This window comes from Micromonospora acroterricola (genome assembly GCF_003172955.1).
Classification (GTDB): domain Bacteria; phylum Actinomycetota; class Actinomycetes; order Mycobacteriales; family Micromonosporaceae; genus Micromonospora; species Micromonospora acroterricola.
Map to the genome: position 1 here is coordinate 39,956 of NZ_QGKR01000208.1, position 16,490 is coordinate 56,445.

The following is a 16,490-nucleotide window of genomic DNA, read 5'->3' on the forward strand; positions in this document are numbered from 1 at the left end:
CTGCCCGATGGGGATCGGCACGCGGTCACCACAGGACCCTCGGCACTGGAGGAAAGAACCATGGCGCAGCACCCCAAGGGCGACTTCGACCTCTCCCGGGCGGTCTGGCAGCGGGCCGAGGGTGACACCTCCGACAGCGCCGTCGAGGTCGCCTTCGTCGACGACCTCATCGGGATGCGCAACTCCGCCGAGCCGGAGGGGCCGGTGCTGGTCTTCACCCAGGCCGAGTGGGACGCGTTCGTCGCCGGCGCGCAGGACGGCGAGTTCGACCTGGACTGACGGCGGGGTCCCGCCGCACCGCTGGTCGCCGTGCCGGTGCCCCCGCCCGGGGACACCGGCACGGCCATGGTGGCGGCCGACCAGCCGTCACGCATCGCCGGGGCCGTCGCCGTCGCCCCAGCCGAGGCCGCCGGGGCCCGGGGCGTGGTGGAAGCCGGGATGGTCGGCCACGTCGACGCAGCGCTCCCCGTCCGGGCCGACCGCCCCGCAGAACAGCCGCTCGGCCCGGTGCCAGGCGTCCGCCGGCGACAGGGCCGCCGCGCCGAGCGCCAGCTCCGGGCGGAGCAGGCTCAGCGCCTCCGCGTACGCCACCGCCAGCTCGCGGGCGTCGGCCGTGCCGGGCGCGGTGAAGCCCAGGTGCACGGTGAAGAACCGGTGCGGACGGGTGGGCCTGCCGGGCGGACGGATCACGCTCCCGCCGGCCCGGCCGATGCTGAGCGCCCCGAGCACCCGCCGCTGGCGCCAGTGCGGCGACCTGTTGTCCCGCATCCACCCTCCCCGTGATCCGTGGTGGTGGCCGACCCCGCCGGCCACCCCGCTCTCCCCGGCGTCGCGGCCGGCCACCCATCGATCAGCCAACCAGGTTTCCGCTCCGGTGGGAGGGGCCAGCAGACGCCGATCCGGTGGCCGCCGCGAACGGGCGGCGGTCGCCGGATTCAGGAGCGCGGACGTGGGTAGACGGAGCTCAGCCGGAGCTGACCGGCCGGCACCCGCGCGTGAGGAGATCCGATGGCGACCATGCCGGCCGACCGCAGCCCGGACAGCACCCTCGCGTTCCTCCGCGCCGGCTACCGGTTCATCGGTGAGCGCTGCGACCGGTACGGCAGCGACATCTTCCAGACCCGGATCCTGCTGGCCCCGACCATCTGCCTGCGCGGCCGGCCGGCGGCGGCGCTGTTCTACGACACCGAGCGCTTCCAGCGACGCGAGGCGATGCCGTTGCGGGTGCAGCGGACGCTGACCGGCCGGGGTGGCGTGCAGGGGCTGGACGGTCCGGAGCACCGGGACCGCAAGGCGATGTTCATGTCGATCATGACGCCGGCCGCCATCCGGCAACTCGGCCAGCTCTTCGACGACGAGTGGCAGGCCCAGGTTCCCGCCTGGGAAGGCGCCGGCCCGGTGGCGCTCTACGACGCGCTGGGTCGGGTGCTGACGCGGGTGGTGTGCTCCTGGGCCGGAGTGCCGCTGGCGGCGTCACAGATCGACCGCCGTGCCGTCCAGCTGCACGCCATGATCGAAGCCCCGGCGATGGTCGGCCCGCGGCACTGGCGAGGGCTGCTCGCCCGCCGCCGCGCCGAGCACTGGATCGCCGACATCATCGAGCGGACCCGGATCGGCACCCTCCCCGCGCCGACCGGCAGCGCGCTGAAGGTGATCGCCGAGCACCGCACCGCGCGCGGGACGCTGCTCCCCCGGCGGATCGCCGCGGTGGAACTGCTCAACGTGCTGCGCCCGGTGGTCGCCGTGGACCGGTACATGGTCTTCGCCGCGCTCGCCCTGCACGACCATCCGGCCTGGCGGGAGCGGGTGCGCGAGGACGACGAGGCGACCGAGCAGTTCGTCCAGGAGGTACGCCGCTACTACCCGTTCTTCCCGGCCGCCACAGCCCGGGTCCGGCACTCCTTCGACTGGGAGGGCCACCACTTTCCGAGAGGGCGGCGGGTGCTGCTCGACCTGTACGGCACCAACCATCACCCCGCGCTCTGGCCCGAGCCGGAGCTGTTCCGCCCCGAACGGTTCGCGGGCCGCCGCGTCGACCCGTTCGAGCTGGTGCCGCAGGGCGGTGGCGACCACGCGACCGGGCACCGCTGCGCCGGCGAGTGGATCACCATTGAGCTGATGAAGCGGGCGGTCACCAACCTGACCCGCACCATGCGCTACGAGGTGCCCCCGCAGAACCTGGCTCTGGACCTGCACAGGATGCCCGCCCTGCCTCGCGCCGGCCTGACCCTCACCAACATCCGCCGGACCACCTGAACCCCACCCCTCGCGATCGTGCACGGTCTGCCCGGACGAGAGCGACCCGGCAGTCCGTGCACGATCGGCGGGGTGGTCGGGCTCAGGGATGCAGGACGCTGCGGAGGCAGCCGTCCTGCTTCTTCTCGAACAGCTCGTAGCCGCGCGCCCCCTCCTCCAGGGGAAGCGGGTGGGTGGCCAGGTAGCCCGGGTCGATCTCGCCGGACGCGATCCGGTCGAGCAGCATGGGGATGTAGCGCTGCGCGTGCATCTGCCCCATGCGGAGCACCAGGGCCTTGTTCATCGCCGCGCCCAGCGGGAACTTGTCGACCAGGCCGGCGTACACACCGACGATGCTCACCGTCCCGCCCTTGCGACACGCCATGATCGCCTGGCGTACCGAGGTGGGCCGGTCGGTCTGCAACCGCGCCGACTGCTTCACCCGGTCGTACGCGTAGGTCGGCCCGACGTCGTGCGACTCCATGCCGACGGCCTCGATGCAGGCGTCCGGCCCTCGGCCGGCGGTCATCTCGCGCAGCGCCTCCAGCACGTCGGTCTCCGCGTAGTTGATCGTCTCGACGCCCACCCGCTCGGCCGCCGTAGCCAGCCGGTCCGGGAAGCGGTCGATCATGATGACCCGCTCGGCGCCGAGGAGTTGCGCTGAGCGGGCAGCCATCTGGCCCACCCCGCCGGCGCCCCAGACCGCGACCACCTCACCCCCGGTCAACCCGCAGAAGTCCGCGGCCATCCAACCGGTGGGCATCGCGTCGGAGGCGAAGACCACCGAGTCGTCCGGCACCCCGTCGGGCACCGGGAACGCCCCGACGTCGCCGAACGGCACCCGGATGTACTCGGCGTGCGAGCCCGCGTAGCCGCCCGCGGCGTGCGAGTAGCCCAGGATGCCGGCCGGCGAGTGCCCCCACAGTTTCTCCGTGAAGACCGGCTGCGGGTTGGAGTTGTCGCAGAGCGAGTACTGCTCGGTCCGGCAGTACCAGCAGCCACCGCACGCCACCACCGACCCGACCACCACCCGGTCGCCGACCTGGTGCCGCCGTACGCCGGACCCGGTCTCCACCACCTCGCCCGTGAACTCGTGGCCGAGGATGTCACCCTCCCGCATCGCCGGCAGGTACCCGTTGATCAGGTGCAGGTCGGAACCGCAGACACTGCTGGCCCGGACCCGGACGATGATGTCCCCCTCGGCGCGGATCGCGGGCTCCGGCACGTCCCGGACCGCCAGCTTGCCGACGCCTTCCCAGCAGAGCGCCCTCACGCCCGTCCTCCCGTCATGAGCTTCTCCCGGACCTTGTCGGTCGCCTTCTCCTGGCCCGGGCTCCGGCCGGACGGGTCGCGGCGGGTGTCGATCACCTGGCCGCACTCGATCAGCGACTTCACCCGGCGCAGCGTGTCCCGCAGGCCCAGGTCCGGATCGTCGCCCTTGACCAGGCCGAACACCCGGCGCAGCGGCCCGGAGCGGTAGCGCAGCTCGGCGCGGATCTCGGTGCCCCGGCCCTGCGGGGCGTCGACCAGCTCGATCCGCCCCTCCTGCGGCACCGGCCCGTCCTCGACCCGCCAGCGCAGTGTGCCCGGCCCGTCGACGGTGATCTCCGCCCGCCACTCGGTGCCGCCGCCGGCCGGGTCGCGGGCCACGCACCGCCACGACCGATCGTCGACCTGCTCCAGGGTGGCCCACCCGGCCACCGCCCGGTCCAGCCGCTCCCGGTCGGTCCAGAAGCCGATCACCGCGTCCCGGGGCCGGTCCACGGTCACCCCCCGGCGCACCACGTACCAGCCGTCCTGCCGCTCGGGCTGACGCCGGTGCCGGCGACGCGCCACCGCCCGACCGACACCGACCGCGGTCACCGTGGTGACGCCGAGCAGCGCCCACCTCGTTCCGTTGTTGGTCATCTCGTCTCCTCCGCCCGGGCATCCGGATGGAACCGCCCGTACCGGCAGCGCTACCCGCGCCCAACCCGTCGAAACGACACGCCGGTTTGATCGGCTGGAATGCGGGCAGATGCTGCGAGCGACCACCCCGCCACGCACGTCCGGGAGGCACCGTTGCCCTTCGACACCAGCCGGCACCGCCTCAGCCGCCACGACCGCCCGCCGGTGCACCGCCGCTCGGTGGCGGCGTGAGCGCCCCGGCCCGCGCCGTCGACGGACCCGGCGACCCGCACCGCGGCGGGCCCGCCGACGGCGACGGCGTGCCGACCGGGGAGCGGTGGAACGCCGGCCGCGGCGGCAGCCGGCCACCCCACCTGCCGATGGCGTACGTGCTGCCGCTGCGCTGGTCCGACGACGCCGGCCTCGCGGAGCTGACCGGCTACCTGCGCTGGCTCGGCGGCAGGGTCGAGGTGACCGTGGTCGACGGTTCCCCACCCGAGCTGTTCGCCCGGCACGCCGCGGCGTGGCGGGGGCTCGTCCGCCGGCATCTGCGGCCCGACCCCACCCTGCGCGGGGTCAACGGCAAGGTGACCGGGGTGCTCACGGGCGTCCGCGCGGCAGGGCACGAGCACGTGGTGATCGCCGACGACGACGTCCGGTACGACGAGGCCGCGCTGCGCGCGGTGCACCGGCTGCTCGGGCGGGTCGACCTGGTACGCCCCCAGAACTACTTCGACCCGCTGCCCTGGCACGCCTGGTGGGACACCGGCCGGACACTGCTCAACCGGGCGCTCGGAGCCGACTACCCCGGCACCCTGGCGGTGCGCCGCAGCACCTTCCTCGACATGGGCGGGTACGACCCGGACGTGCTCTTCGAGAACCTGGAGCTGATCCGCACCGTGCGCGCGTACGGCGCCACCGAGGCGGCGCCGCCCTGGCTGTTCGTCCGCCGGCTGCCGCCGGACGCCGCGCACTTCCGCGGCCAACGGGTCCGCCAGGCGTACGACGACCTGGCCCAGCCGGCCCGCCTGCTGACCTCACTCGCGGTCCTGCCCGCGCTGGCGGCGGCGGTCGCGGCCCGCCGGCCCGGGCTGCTGCTCGGCGCGGCGGCTGGCACCGTCGCGCTGGCCGAACTGGGTCGCCGTCGGGCCGGCGGCGACGCGGTCTTTCCGCGGAGCACGGCGCTCGCTGCGCCACTCTGGCTGCTGGAACGCGGCACGTGCGGCTGGCTCGCGGTCGGTCAGCGGCTCGTGTTCGGCGGCGTCCGCTACGCCGGCGGCCGCGTCCGCCGCGCCGCCCACTCGGAGCGCACCCTCCGGCGCCGCCTCCGCGCCACCCGCTGACCACGCCGTCCCACGTCCGTCCGGCCCGGCCGGACACGCGACAGCCCGCGGGCACCGGGGTGGCCGCGGGCTGTCGGATGTGGTCCGGTCAGGGACTGACCTGCTGGCGGGACTGCTGGGCCTGGTCCTTGACGTCCTGGGTGGCCGACTTCGTGTCGTCCTTGACCGCGTCCACGGCGTCCTGGGCGGTGGACTTCACCGCCTGGGTGGCCTGCTGGGCCGGCTCGCGCAGCTCCTCCTTGAGCTCGCTGGCCACCTCGCCCAGCTTCTCCTTCACCACGCCGCTGTGCTCGCTGACCCGCTCCTTGATCTGGGTCGCGGCCTCCTGCTCCCGGCGGGAGGCCGGGATCAGCGAGGAGGCCAGCCAGCCGACACCGAACGCGATCAGGCCGGCGGCCAGCGGGTTGCCCTCGGACTTCTGCCGCACTACCCGCGGCGCGCTGTGGGCCGCGTCGCTGACGGTCGAAGCCGCCGAGTGCGCGGCGTCGCTGACGCTGGAGGCCGCCGACGAGGCGCGGTCGCCCACCGAGTGGGCGGCGTGGCCGGTGCCGTGGCCGAGGTCAGACGCGGTTCCCATGACCTTGTCCCTCACATTCTGCAGCGCGGAGCGGGCCCGCTGCTTGCGGTCGTCGACGATGCGGCTGGGGCTGACCTTGTACGCCAGCGCGTCCACATCGGAGCTGAGGCTGTTGCGGGTGGCTTCGATCTCCCGGCGGATCTGGTCGGGATCAGTGCTCATCGGGTGACTCCCTCCGGGTGGGGCTTGAGCGCGTCGGGGATCCGCTGCACGCTGTCGTTGGTCTGCTTGAGGCCGCGTACGCGCTCGGCGTTCTTCTTGGCCATGGAGTAGAGGACCGCCGCGATCGCGGCCCAGATGATGGCCACAATCAGCCCGGCCCAGCCGGCGTCCATCACGTTGGACAGCCCGGCCCAGAGGGCCAGCGAGAGGAAGAGCGCCACCATGTAGCCGCCGAATCCGGCGCCGCCGAAGAGCCCAGCGGCCTTGCCGGCCTTCTTGCCCTCCTGGCGGATCTCGGCCTTCGCGAGCTCCACCTCCTGGCGCATCAGCGTCGACAGGTCACCGGTGACCTGGCGCATCAGCTCACCCAGCGAGCTGCCCTTCACCTCCGCGGCGGTGTGCGGGGCACCCCCGTCGGGTTGGTAACCGGGGCCCGGTCCGGGCCCCTGCGTCGGCATGGTCATGCCGCCGCCTCCCTTCGGATGACTCGGCGACTCACGGGCGGGTGGTGCCGCTGGACGGGACACCGGGCAGCGGGTCGGTCTGGTTCACCGGCGGAAGGGGCTGGCCGGTGCCGGACGGCTCGGCGTAACCGCCGGACGCCGGCTCGGTGTAGGTGCCCGGGGTCGGGTCGAGGTAGCCGGCCGGGGGCACGGCGTCCGGCACGGCGCGGGGCGCCGGCGGCGTCGGGATCACCGCGGTCTGCTCCGGGTCGTACGCCCCGTCGCCGCGGTAGCCCGCGGAGCCGTTGCCGGAGTCGTTGCCGGCGGAGGAGATGCTGCGGGTCAGGCGACCAGCCAGAACGCCGAGCACCGCCGCGCCGACCAGGAAGGTGCCGGGGTTGCGCCGCGCGTAGTCGCGGACCTCGGTGATCAGGTCGCCGGGCTCGCGCTCCTCGATCCACCCGGCCACGCCGTGCACCCGGTCGGCGGCCTGTCGGGCCAGCTCGCTCACCGGGCCGGACTGGCCACCCTGCTCGGCCATCGAGCGCATCTCGTCGGCCAGCGAGCGCAGCCCACCGGCGGCCCGGCGCTGCTGCTCGCCGGTCTGGTGGGTGAGCTGGCTGCGCGCCTCGCCGTAGAGGTTGCGGGCCTGGCGGGCCGCCTCACGGCCGACCTCGGTGCCCTGTTCCTTGGCCGTCTGGGCGACGGCGCCGCCGGCGTGCGCGGCCTCCGACCCGACCTGGCGGGCCTGCTCGCGGACGCCGCCGCCGTTGGACTCCTGCCCGTACGTGGAAGACGTGGGTGACAGATCGTAAGTCATGATTTCCCTTCCGCTCGGAAAGTCGTCGCGGTTGTGCTGGGGGGTTTGGGGCAGCGATACCGCGGCCGCCGAACAAATCCCTACCCTCAGTTCCGGCTTCCATACCTCTTCGCGCATTTCTCTGCGCGGCCGGCGGATCGACTTCAAAATGGAGGATCGTCGGGCTGCGTCACGTCGCCGCTGCGGACAGTGAGGTTCGCGGGGCTGACAGATCCACGGAGGGGGCAGCGATGGCACGAGGCGCGCGAGGTGGCCGAGCCTCCGGTTCCCGACCCGGGGTCCAGCTGGCCGCGTTGGCCGTGGCCGGGACGTTCCTGCTGATCGGCATCCTCGGCTACATCCCCGGCATCACCACCGACTACGGAAAGCTGGCCTTCGCCGGGCACCACTCGGAGGCCAGGCTGCTCGGGCTGTTCCAGGTGTCGATCCTGCACAACGCGGTGCACCTGCTGTTCGGGCTGGTCGGCCTGGTGCTGGCCCGCAGCATCGCCGGCGCGCGGCTGTTCCTGGCCGGCGGCGGCGCGCTCTACCTCGCGCTCTGGCTGTACGGCCTGGCCGTCGAAGCCATCGGCGAGAACCACGGGGCGAACATCCTCCCGCTGAACAACGCCGACAACTGGCTGCACCTCGCGCTCGGGTTCGGGATGCTCGCGCTCGGGCTGCTGCTCTCGAACCGGGTGGGCACCGGCGGGCGCCTCGACACCCCCCTCGACCGACCCTGACCTGGCCCTACGGCGGTCTGGCGGTTTGGCGGTCACCCCGGCGGGGGTACTGGGTGATTCGCGAAGGAGGTACGTCATGCCCCGTTGGCTCCGCGACAACGCGCTCACCGCCGCCATGCTCGGCGCGTTCCTGGTCTTCCTGGTGTTGCAGAGCGTCTTCGGCTGGCAGACGCACAACGAGGAGCTGGCCGAGTTCGGCGCGGCGCCGCTGAGCTGGCCGGCCTACCTGACCAGCGGGCACTTCGCCGAGGCGGTCTTCGAGAACTGGGAGTCGGAGTTCCTCCAGATGGGCGGGTACGTGCTGCTCACCGCCTACCTGGTGCAGAAGGGTTCGGCCGAGTCGAAGCCGCTGGACCAGACCGACCGTCCAGAGGACGACGCGCGCCGGGCCACCCCGCAGTCCCCCTGGCCGGCGCGAGCCGGCGGGCTTCCGCTGGTGATCTACCGCAACAGCCTCTCCATCGCGTTGCTGCTGATCTTTGCCGGCTCGTTCGTCGGCCATCTGCTCGGCGGCACCGCCGCGTACAACCAGGAGCAGGCGTTGCAGAGTGGGGCGCCCCCGATCGGGGTGTGGGACTTCCTCGGCACCAGCGACTTCTGGTTCCAGTCCATGCAGAACTGGCAGAGCGAGTTCCTGGCGGTCGGCGTGCTGGTCGTGCTGAGCATCGTCCTGCGCCAGCACGCCTCACCGGAGTCGAAGCCGGTCACCGTCGCGCACGCCGAGACCGGCGCCTGAGCGCCGGCGCCACGGCGCGCCCGGCCGTCAGGCCGCGACCGGGAGCCGCTTGGCGAAACAGACGCTGTACGGGTTGTCGACGTACTCGCCGTAGACCGGGATCCGGTCGTAGCCGCACGAGGTGTACAGCCCGATCGCGGCCGGCAGGTAGGTGCCGGTCTCCAGGCACACCATCGAGTGCCCCTGCCGGAACGCCAGCTCCTCGAGCGCGGCGAGCAGTTGACGGGCGACGCCCCGTCCCCGGTACGCCGGCCGGACGTACATCCGCTTGATTTCGCCGGTGGCGGCGTCGATCGACTGGAGCCCGCCGCAGGCGACCGCCCGGCCGTTCACCACCACCGCCAGGTAGCGAACGTCGTCATGAGGGACGAAGACCTGCCCATCCAACCCACCATCGGCCTCGCGCAGCTCACGCTGCTGCGCGGTGACCAGGGCGGCGATCTCCGGATCGATGGCGGGCCGGGACTCGATCAGCATCACCCCACGCTAGGCGGCGTGGATTTCGCGGAGGTTTCCGGCAATCAACCCGATCACGGAGCGCACCGGGCTATTCGGCGTCGTCCTCGTCGTCGATGTCGTCGATGTCGTCGGACGCGTCCGCGCCCACCTCGTCGGCCGAGCGCACCCGGCGGGCCTTGCGGGCGGCGAGCCGCTCCGCCGCGGACGCCCGGTTCGACTTCTCCTCCAGCCGGACGTCGGTGCCCCGGTTGCCGGGCGTGTACTCCACACCGGCGTAGAGCGTCGGCTGCCAGTCGAACTCGCGCTCACCGATCCGGACCAGGTCACCGGGCTGCGCGCCGGCCTTGGCCAGCTTGTCCTCCACCCCGAGCCGGGCCAGCCGGTCGGCCAGGTAGCCGACCGCCTCGTCGTTGTCGAAGTTGGTCTGCTTGACCCACCGCTCCGGCCGGACGCCCCGGACGGTGAACGAGCCGTCCGTCTCGGCCGTGATGGTGAAGCCGGCGTCGTCCACGGCCATCGGCCGGATCACGATCCGGGTCGGCTCGGCCGGCGGCGCTGCCTTGCGCGCCGCGTCGACCAGCTCCGCCATCGCGTAGGTGAGCTCCTTGAGCCCCTCCCGAGTGGCCGCCGAGACCTCGAACACCCGGTAGCCGCGCTCCTCGAGGTCGGGGCGCACGATCTCGGCGAGGTCGCGACCGTCCGGCACGTCGACCTTGTTCACGGCCACGAGCCGCGGCCGGTCGGCCAGCCCGCCGTACTGGTTCAGCTCGGCCTCGATGGTCTCGATGTCGGCGACCGGATCGCGGCCGGGCTCCAGGGTCGCCGAGTCGATGACGTGCACCAGCACCGCGCACCGCTCGATGTGCCGCAGGAACTCCAGGCCCAGCCCCTTGCCGGTGGCCGCGCCGGGGATCAGGCCCGGCACGTCGGCGACGGTGAACGTGTGGTTGTCCACCCGGACCACGCCGAGGTTGGGCACCAGGGTGGTGAACGGGTAGTCGGCGATCTTCGGCTTGGCGGCGGAGATCACCGAGATCAGCGACGACTTGCCGGCCGACGGGAAGCCCACCAGGCCCACGTCGGCGACGCTCTTGAACTCCAGCACCACGTCCAGCTGGTCGCCGGGCTCGCCCAGCTCGGCGAAGCCGGGCGCCTTGCGCTTCGCGTTGGCCAGCGAGGCGTTGCCGCGCCCGCCCCGCCCGCCGCGCGCCACCTCGTAGGTGGTGCCGGCGCCGACCATGTCGGCCAGCACAGTGCCGTCGAGGGTCTGCACCACGGTGCCGTTGGGCACCTTGAGCACCAGGTCCTGGCCGTTGGCCCCGTCCCGGTTCGACCCCGCGCCACCCTTGCCGTTGTCGGCCTTGACGTGCGGGCGGAAGTGGAAGTCGAGCAGCGTGGTCACCTGCGGGTCGACCACCAGGGACACGCTGCCGCCGTGCCCGCCGTTGCCGCCGTCGGGCCCGCCGAAGGGCTTGAACTTCTCGCGGTGGATCGAGGCACAACCGTGCCCGCCATCGCCGGCCTGCAGGTGCAGAACGACCCGGTCAACGAACGTCGCCACGGCGTCAATCCTTCCAGCGAGGTCGGACCCCGCACTGCGAAAAAGCGAAGCGGGCCGGGACCCGGAGGTCCGCGGCCCGCAAAGCCTGAGAGCTACTGCTGCGGAACGATGCTGACGGTCTTGCGACCGCGCTTGGTGCCGAACAGAACCGAACCGGCGGACAGCGCGAACAGCGTGTCGTCGCCGCCACGGCCGACCAGGTCACCGGGGTGGAACTTGGTGCCACGCTGCCGGATGAGGATCTCACCGGCGCTGACGACCTGACCACCGAAGCGCTTCACGCCGAGTCGCTGGGCCGCGGAGTCACGACCGTTACGCGAGCTGGACGCACCCTTTTTGTGAGCCATTGGAGGACGACCTACTTCCCGCTGGAGATGCCGGTCACCTTGACCTGGGTCAGCGGCTGGCGGTGACCCTGGCGCTTGTGGTAGCCGGTCTTGTTCTTGAACTTGTGGATCTTGATCTTCGGGCCCTTGGTGTGCGCGGCAATCTCGCCGGACACCGCGACCTCGGCAAGCTTCGCCGCGTCGGTCACCAGGTCGTCACCGTCGACGAGGAGCACCGCGGTGAGCTTCACCGCGTCACCGGGAGCACCGGTGAGCTTCTCGACCTCGATCACGTCGCCCTCGGCGACCTTGTACTGCTTGCCGCCGGTCTTGACGATCGCGTACATCGGAGGCGGACTCCCTGTCGTTGAGGCTGCTGGCGGTCGTCCCCGCGGCGGCTCGCCGGGTAGCAGTGCACGGCGGCGCGGGCACACGGGAACTCGGCACACCAAAGGTGCGCCGCAGGCAAGAGTACGCCATTGCTGGCCCGGACCCCAAACCGGCCCGCCCTGGTCAGCGCGGGCAGAGCTGGTCGAGGCGCTGCTGGAGCCGGTCGAGCTCGGTCTCGTCGATCGACTCGACGTCGGCGCCGAGCCCGGCGACCTCCGTGCCGATGTCGGTGAGCAGCGTCTTGAGCTGCGGATCGGTGGCCCGGGACGACTGCTCCCGCAGCGCCGTCCGCCAGCCGGTCAACGCGGCCTCGGCCCGCTGGCGGGCCGCCTCGGCCGTCACGCTGTCTCCCGCGCCGACCGCCGCGACCATCCGGCCCAGCTCCGCCACGTACGTCTGGACGGCGGTGGCCCCGGCCTCCTGCGCGGCGGCACAGACCTGCGAGGTGTCGCCGCCCGCCGTCCCACCACCCGGTGTGCCGGTCGACCCGACCGGGGCGCCCCCGGTGCCGGCCGTCGGGCCGGCGCCCCCGGTGGTCGCTCCGGCCGGCCCCTCGTCAGCGGGCCGGTCGGTGGAGCAGCCGGCGGAGAGCACGGTGACCAGCACGGCGACGGCGAGCAGACGGCGCATCTTCTTCTCCTGACCAGGGTGGCCGATCATGGACCGGGTTGGCCGGACCAGCGAGGCCCCTCCCCCGTCACATTGCCGGGAAAGGGACCTCGTCAAACACCGCGCCGGTCAGAGCGTCAGGGGCGGGTCCGTCGACGGGCGCCGCCCCGGCGGGAGCGGCGACGGCCGGTGCCCTCGGCGCTCTCCTCGTCGGCGTCGCCGTCGGCGAGCGCGTCCGGGTCGTCGGCCGCGGCCAGCCGGGCCGACTCGCCCTGCTGGCTGTCGGAGACCGCCGGAGCGGCGGCGCTCTCCGACTCGTAGCGGGACAGGTCGTACCCCATGGTGTCCACGTAGTCGGCGTCCGGTTCGGCGCTGGTGTCGGTGTCGACGACCTCGACCACCGCCTTCTCCGCCGACGCGCTCTTGCGCGCCCGGCGGCGGGAGGACGCGGTGCCCTGCTCGGCGGCCGGGGCGGCGGCGACCGACGAGGCGACCGCCTTGACCTTCTCCCCCGCCCCGTTGGCGCGCGGCTTCTCCGGCACCGGCTCGGTGTGCATGATGACGCCCCGACCCTTGCAGCACTCGCAGGTCTCGCTGAACGCCTCCAGCAGGCCCGCGCCGATCCGCTTACGGGTCATCTGCACCAGACCGAGCGAGGTGATCTCGGTGACCTGGTGCTTGGTGCGGTCGCGGCCCAGGCACTCGGTGAGCCGGCGCAGTACCAGCTCACGGTTGGACTCCAGCACCATGTCGATGAAGTCGATCACCACGATGCCGCCGATGTCCCGCAGCCGGAGCTGGCGGACGATCTCCTCCGCCGCTTCCAGGTTGTTGCGGGTGACCGTCTCCTCCAGGTTGCCCCCGGAGCCGGTGTACTTGCCGGTGTTGACGTCGACGACCGTCATGGCCTCGGTGCGGTCGATCACCAGCGAGCCGCCGGAGGGCAGGAAGACCTTCCGGTCCAGGCCCTTGATGATCTGCTCGTCGATCCGGTACTCGGCGAAGACGTCACTCGTGCCGACGTGCCGGCGCACCCGGTCGACCAGGTCCGGGGAGACGTGCGACAGGTACGACTCGACGATGTCGTACGACTGCTCGCCCTCGATCACCAGCTCGCGGAAGTCCTCGTTGAAGAGGTCCCGGACGACCCGGATGACCAGGTCGGGCTCCTCGTAGAGCAGCACCGGGGCGCCACCCTCGGCCGCCTTGGCCTGGATGTCCTCCCACTGGGACTGGAGCCGCTTGACGTCACGGGCCAGCTCGTCCTCGCTGGCGCCCTCGGCGGCCGTCCGGACGATCACGCCCGCGCCGTCCGGCACCAGCTTCTTCAGCACGTCGCGGAGCCGCTTGCGCTCGGTGTCCGGCAGCTTCCGGCTGATCCCGGAGGCGTTGCCGTTGGGCACGTAGACCAGGTGCCGGCCGGAGAGCGCGACGTGGCTGGTCAGCCGGGCGCCCTTGTGCCCGATCGGGTCCTTGGTGACCTGGACCAGCACCGAGTCCCCGGAGCGCAGCGCCTGCTCGATCGAGCGGGCACGCCCCTCCAGGCCGGAGGTGTCCCAGTTGACCTCGCCGGCGTACAGCACCGCGTTGCGGCCCCGGCCGACGTCCACGAACGCCGCCTCCATGCTGGGCAGCACGTTCTGCACCTTGCCGAGGTACACGTTGCCGGCCATGGTGCCGGAGGAGTTGCGGGTGACGTAGTGCTCGACCAGCACGCCGTCCTCCAGGACGGCGATCTGGGTGCGGTCACCGCGCTGGCGGACCGCCATCACCCGGTCGACCGCCTCCCGGCGGGCCAGGAACTCCGACTCGCTCAGGATCGGCGGGCGGGTACGCCGCTGCTCCCGGCCGTCCCGGCGGCGCTGGCGCTTGGCCTCCAGCCGGGTCGAGCCGGACACGCCCTGCACCTCGTCGACGGTCCGGCGCGGCTCGCGGATCTTGACCACGGTCGGCACGCCGTCGTCGGCGGCACCCTCCGTGTCGCCGGCGCCCCGACGGCGACGACGCCGGCGGCGACGGGTCAGCCCGTCCCCAGCCTCGGACTCCTCGTCCTCGTCGCCCTCGGCCTCGGCGGTCTCTTCCTCCTCGGCCTGCGCCGCCTCCTCGGACTCATCGTCCTCGGCGTCGTCGGCACCGCCCTTGCCCCGGCCCCGGCCGCGGCGACCACGCCGGCGGCGGCGCCGCGCGGCGGCGCTGTCCTCGTCGTCCTCATCCGCCTCGGCGGCCTCGTCGGCCTCGTCGGTCGGCTCCTCCTCGGCCTCGATCGCCTCGACCGGCTCCGCCGGCTCGGCGTCGCGGCGACCGCGCCGCCGCCGGCGGGAGGGCTCGGCGGCCTCCTCCACGGCCGGCTCCTCGGCGACCGGAGCGGGCTCCGCCGGCCGGGTCACCGGCACGGCGTCCGGCTGCGGCGCCATGAACAGCACGGTGGGCGCGGAGAGCGCCGCGCGCCGGCGGCGGGTCCGCGGCTGCTCCGGCTCGATGACCTCGACGGGCTCGATCGGCTCGTTCGTCACCGCGGCCACGGCCACGCCCAGCGGAACATCGCCGGAGCGGTCCTGTGCGCCACCGGTCCGGGACGTCTCGTCGGCGGTCTCGCTCGGGGCGGTTTCCGCCTCGTTGAGCTCGGCCTCCGCCTCGCGCAGGTCGGACTCCGCCGGCGTCTCGGCGGCCGGCTCCTCCACGGCGGTGGGCTCCTCGACGGCCGGCGGCTCCTCGACGGCGGCCGGGGTGGCCTTCTTGCGCCTGGTCCGGGTCACCTTGACCGGGGGAACCACCTCGGGAGAGGTCTCCTCGGCGGAGGCCGCGACCAGCGGCTCCTCGGCGGGCTTCTCCACGGGAGTGGCCTTGCGGCGGCGCCGGGTGGTCTTCGGTGGGGTGTCCAGGTCGCCGGAGATCGGCGCGAAGACCTCGGCCTGCGGCGACTCGCCGGTGCCGGCCCCGCCGGTGGACGCCTCGACCGGCGCGTCGGTCTGCTCCGCCGCGGTGGCCGGGGCGGCCCGACGTCGGGTCGCCCGGGTACGCCGCGCTGGCAAAGGGGGTTCGCTGCTCTCCGCACCGGCCGGTTCCAGCGGGGCGGACCCGGCAGCGTGGGGACCCGCGACGGCGGCGCCGTCGGCGGTGGTGCTCTGGTCAGCGGTGTCGCCGGCCGGCTGTGAACCGGTCCGTTCGCCGCCCTCGGGCTCGTTCTCGAGCATGGACGTTCTCCAGTTCTGGCTGCCCCGGGCGCGGGTGAGCGCTGCCACGCAGGGTCGCCGCAAAAGTGTTTCCGCCGGGCGCGCGTGGTGCGCGACCGCCGAAGTCTGCCTGCCAGAGCACTGACCGTCGGTCAGTGCCCAACGATGGCTGCCCCGTCGCGGTCCGCATCCAACGGATCCACGATCGCACCCTGCGCGGTCAGCGTGCCCTGAGCCAGCCGGGTCACCCTCGGCGAGACCGGCGGCTCCAGGTCGGCCACCACGCGGAGGCCGGAAAGGACGTCATCGGGCCGTACGGACGGGGTGACCTGCCGCACGACCAGTTCGAGTATCGCACACGGTACGGCCGCCGCCCCGGAAGGCGTCGGCGTCGGCGCGAGGACATCGATCGAGATCACCGCGGATCGGGCGTCGAATTTGCGTCGGCCCTGCTTGGTCATCCGCTCGACCAGCACCTCCTCGGCGGCGGTGAAGGCGTCCACCGCGGCGCGCAGCACGGCGGGATCGACGTCGGGTAGCTCGATGTGCCAGTGCGACGCCTCGATCCGGTCCGCCAGGCTGCCCCCGTCGGCGATCACCGCCTCCAGCACGTCCAGGCCGGGCGAGAGCGCGGCGTCCAGGGCGGCTCGCAGCGCCTCCGGGTCGACCGGCGCCTGGAGGCCGATCTCCAGGTACTCCGCCTCGCTGGCCACCCCGGTGGGCGCCGCGCTGGCGTAGGAGATCTTCGGGTGCGGCGTGAAGCCCTGGGAGAAGGCGATCGGCACGCCCGCCCGGCGCAGCGCCCGCTCGAAGGCCCGGGCGAAGTCCCGGTGCGAGGTGAACCGCAGTGGCCCGCGCTTGGCGTACCGGATGCGCACGCGCTGGACGACCGGCGCCTGCCCGCCCTCCGGCTGTGGTTTCTTACTGATCGTCTCGCTCCTCGGAACTCAGCACCGGGTTGATCATGAAGTTATTGCCCGCGACACGCCGTGCGGCTGGCAACAACTTCATGATCAACCCGGGCGGTGGGGCCGGGCCGGGTCGGGC

General features: G+C 73.1%; 18 protein-coding genes. 5 read left to right on the plus strand and 13 right to left on the minus strand.

Translation table 11 applies throughout. From position 1 onward, the window contains the following. The first annotated feature begins 60 nt into the window (after positions 1-60). On the plus strand, positions 61-279 hold the full coding sequence (locus DKT68_RS17215; RefSeq protein WP_030491749.1) for a DUF397 domain-containing protein: 219 nt from the start codon (positions 61-63) through the stop codon (positions 277-279). A gap of 87 nt (positions 280-366) precedes the next feature. Here the strand turns inward: DKT68_RS17215 and DKT68_RS17220 are convergent, their stop codons facing one another. After that, on the minus strand, positions 367-768 hold the full coding sequence (locus tag DKT68_RS17220) for a hypothetical protein (protein ID WP_109818449.1): 402 nt from the start codon (positions 766-768) through the stop codon (positions 367-369). A 240-nt stretch (positions 769-1,008) separates the two neighbouring features. Here DKT68_RS17220 and DKT68_RS17225 point away from each other — a divergent pair, with 240 nt between their 5' ends. Next, positions 1,009-2,256: a cytochrome P450 gene (locus DKT68_RS17225; RefSeq protein WP_109818432.1), complete on the plus strand. Its 1,248-nt coding sequence runs from the start codon at positions 1,009-1,011 to the stop codon at positions 2,254-2,256. Positions 2,257-2,338: 82 nt separating this feature from the next. Here DKT68_RS17225 and DKT68_RS17230 read toward each other — a convergent pair whose 3' ends face one another. Together DKT68_RS17230 and DKT68_RS17235 are read right to left on the minus strand one after the other, a co-directional pair. Then, the gene (locus DKT68_RS17230) at positions 2,339-3,508 is read right to left on the minus strand and encodes a zinc-dependent alcohol dehydrogenase (protein WP_109818433.1); all 1,170 of its coding nucleotides are present in this window, start codon (positions 3,506-3,508) and stop codon (positions 2,339-2,341) included. Further along, positions 3,505-4,143: an SRPBCC family protein gene (locus DKT68_RS17235; RefSeq protein WP_109818434.1), complete on the minus strand. Its 639-nt coding sequence runs from the start codon at positions 4,141-4,143 to the stop codon at positions 3,505-3,507. Before DKT68_RS17235 ends, DKT68_RS17230 begins: the two co-directional genes overlap by 4 nt. A gap of 227 nt (positions 4,144-4,370) precedes the next feature. On the opposite strand from DKT68_RS17235, the gene DKT68_RS17240 reads away from it, so the two are divergent. Continuing rightward, positions 4,371-5,465 (plus strand): glycosyltransferase, encoded by a 1,095-nt coding sequence (locus tag DKT68_RS17240; RefSeq protein ID WP_236646936.1) that lies wholly within the window; start codon positions 4,371-4,373, stop codon positions 5,463-5,465. An 88-nt stretch (positions 5,466-5,553) separates the two neighbouring features. On the opposite strand, the gene DKT68_RS17245 is transcribed toward DKT68_RS17240, so the two are convergent. Genes DKT68_RS17245 through DKT68_RS17255 form a run of 3 tightly spaced genes read right to left on the minus strand, consistent with a single transcriptional unit; the run spans position 5,554 to position 7,467 of the window. Next, positions 5,554-6,204, minus strand: a complete 651-nt coding sequence (locus DKT68_RS17245) for a DUF3618 domain-containing protein (protein ID WP_109818435.1) — start codon at positions 6,202-6,204, stop codon at positions 5,554-5,556. Then, positions 6,201-6,668, minus strand: coding sequence for a phage holin family protein (locus DKT68_RS17250; protein WP_109818436.1), 468 nt, complete (start codon positions 6,666-6,668; stop codon positions 6,201-6,203). The genes DKT68_RS17245 and DKT68_RS17250 overlap by 4 nt, the downstream gene beginning before the upstream one ends. Positions 6,669-6,699: 31 nt before the next feature. Further along, positions 6,700-7,467: a hypothetical protein gene (locus DKT68_RS17255; RefSeq protein WP_109818437.1), complete on the minus strand. Its 768-nt coding sequence runs from the start codon at positions 7,465-7,467 to the stop codon at positions 6,700-6,702. Between the two features lie 230 nt (positions 7,468-7,697). Between DKT68_RS17255 and DKT68_RS17260 the strand changes: the two genes are divergently transcribed. Together DKT68_RS17260 and DKT68_RS17265 are read left to right on the plus strand one after the other, a co-directional pair. Further along, entirely contained in the window at positions 7,698-8,189 is a 492-nt protein-coding gene (locus DKT68_RS17260) for a DUF4383 domain-containing protein (protein WP_109818438.1), read from the plus strand. A 76-nt stretch (positions 8,190-8,265) separates the two neighbouring features. Beyond that, a complete protein-coding gene (locus DKT68_RS17265; RefSeq protein ID WP_109818439.1) occupies positions 8,266-8,925 on the plus strand; it encodes a DUF6766 family protein in 660 nt (219 codons plus the stop codon). A gap of 27 nt (positions 8,926-8,952) precedes the next feature. Here DKT68_RS17265 and DKT68_RS17270 read toward each other — a convergent pair whose 3' ends face one another. The 7 genes from DKT68_RS17270 to DKT68_RS17300 form a co-directional block, all read right to left on the minus strand. After that, positions 8,953-9,402 carry a GNAT family N-acetyltransferase gene (locus tag DKT68_RS17270; protein ID WP_109818451.1) on the minus strand — a complete coding sequence of 150 codons (450 nt, stop codon included), beginning with the start codon at positions 9,400-9,402 and terminating at the stop codon, positions 8,953-8,955. A 70-nt stretch (positions 9,403-9,472) separates the two neighbouring features. Continuing rightward, positions 9,473-10,945 (minus strand): GTPase ObgE, encoded by a 1,473-nt coding sequence (gene obgE / locus DKT68_RS17275; RefSeq protein WP_109818440.1) that lies wholly within the window; start codon positions 10,943-10,945, stop codon positions 9,473-9,475. Positions 10,946-11,037: 92 nt separating this feature from the next. Further along, positions 11,038-11,292, minus strand: coding sequence for a 50S ribosomal protein L27 (gene rpmA, locus DKT68_RS17280; RefSeq protein ID WP_109818441.1), 255 nt, complete (start codon positions 11,290-11,292; stop codon positions 11,038-11,040). A gap of 11 nt (positions 11,293-11,303) precedes the next feature. Further along, the gene (rplU, locus tag DKT68_RS17285) at positions 11,304-11,618 is read right to left on the minus strand and encodes a 50S ribosomal protein L21 (RefSeq protein WP_074313742.1); all 315 of its coding nucleotides are present in this window, start codon (positions 11,616-11,618) and stop codon (positions 11,304-11,306) included. Between the two features lie 166 nt (positions 11,619-11,784). After that, positions 11,785-12,291 (minus strand): hypothetical protein, encoded by a 507-nt coding sequence (locus DKT68_RS17290; protein ID WP_109818442.1) that lies wholly within the window; start codon positions 12,289-12,291, stop codon positions 11,785-11,787. Between the two features lie 116 nt (positions 12,292-12,407). Next, positions 12,408-15,464, minus strand: a complete 3,057-nt coding sequence (locus tag DKT68_RS17295; protein ID WP_109818443.1) for an Rne/Rng family ribonuclease — start codon at positions 15,462-15,464, stop codon at positions 12,408-12,410. A 131-nt stretch (positions 15,465-15,595) separates the two neighbouring features. After that, positions 15,596-16,315: a TIGR03936 family radical SAM-associated protein gene (locus DKT68_RS17300; RefSeq protein ID WP_109818452.1), complete on the minus strand. Its 720-nt coding sequence runs from the start codon at positions 16,313-16,315 to the stop codon at positions 15,596-15,598. Positions 16,316-16,490 lie beyond the last annotated feature (175 nt).

Excerpts from the sequence above, each read along its gene's own strand:
- DKT68_RS17215 (WP_030491749.1), top strand. The coding sequence starts at position 61 with ATGGCGCAGCACCCCAAGGGCGACTTCGACCTCTCCCGGGCGGTCTGG.
- DKT68_RS17220 (WP_109818449.1), bottom strand. The coding sequence starts at position 768 with ATGCGGGACAACAGGTCGCCGCACTGGCGCCAGCGGCGGGTGCTCGGG.
- DKT68_RS17225 (WP_109818432.1), top strand. The coding sequence starts at position 1,009 with ATGGCGACCATGCCGGCCGACCGCAGCCCGGACAGCACCCTCGCGTTC.
- DKT68_RS17235 (WP_109818434.1), bottom strand. The coding sequence starts at position 4,143 with ATGACCAACAACGGAACGAGGTGGGCGCTGCTCGGCGTCACCACGGTG.
- DKT68_RS17245 (WP_109818435.1), bottom strand. The coding sequence starts at position 6,204 with ATGAGCACTGATCCCGACCAGATCCGCCGGGAGATCGAAGCCACCCGC.
- DKT68_RS17250 (WP_109818436.1), bottom strand. The coding sequence starts at position 6,668 with ATGACCATGCCGACGCAGGGGCCCGGACCGGGCCCCGGTTACCAACCC.
- DKT68_RS17255 (WP_109818437.1), bottom strand. The coding sequence starts at position 7,467 with ATGACTTACGATCTGTCACCCACGTCTTCCACGTACGGGCAGGAGTCC.
- DKT68_RS17260 (WP_109818438.1), top strand. The coding sequence starts at position 7,698 with ATGGCACGAGGCGCGCGAGGTGGCCGAGCCTCCGGTTCCCGACCCGGG.
- DKT68_RS17265 (WP_109818439.1), top strand. The coding sequence starts at position 8,266 with ATGCCCCGTTGGCTCCGCGACAACGCGCTCACCGCCGCCATGCTCGGC.
- DKT68_RS17270 (WP_109818451.1), bottom strand. The coding sequence starts at position 9,402 with ATGCTGATCGAGTCCCGGCCCGCCATCGATCCGGAGATCGCCGCCCTG.
- rpmA (WP_109818441.1), bottom strand. The coding sequence starts at position 11,292 with ATGGCTCACAAAAAGGGTGCGTCCAGCTCGCGTAACGGTCGTGACTCC.
- rplU (WP_074313742.1), bottom strand. The coding sequence starts at position 11,618 with ATGTACGCGATCGTCAAGACCGGCGGCAAGCAGTACAAGGTCGCCGAG.
- DKT68_RS17290 (WP_109818442.1), bottom strand. The coding sequence starts at position 12,291 with ATGCGCCGTCTGCTCGCCGTCGCCGTGCTGGTCACCGTGCTCTCCGCC.
- DKT68_RS17295 (WP_109818443.1), bottom strand. The coding sequence starts at position 15,464 with ATGCTCGAGAACGAGCCCGAGGGCGGCGAACGGACCGGTTCACAGCCG.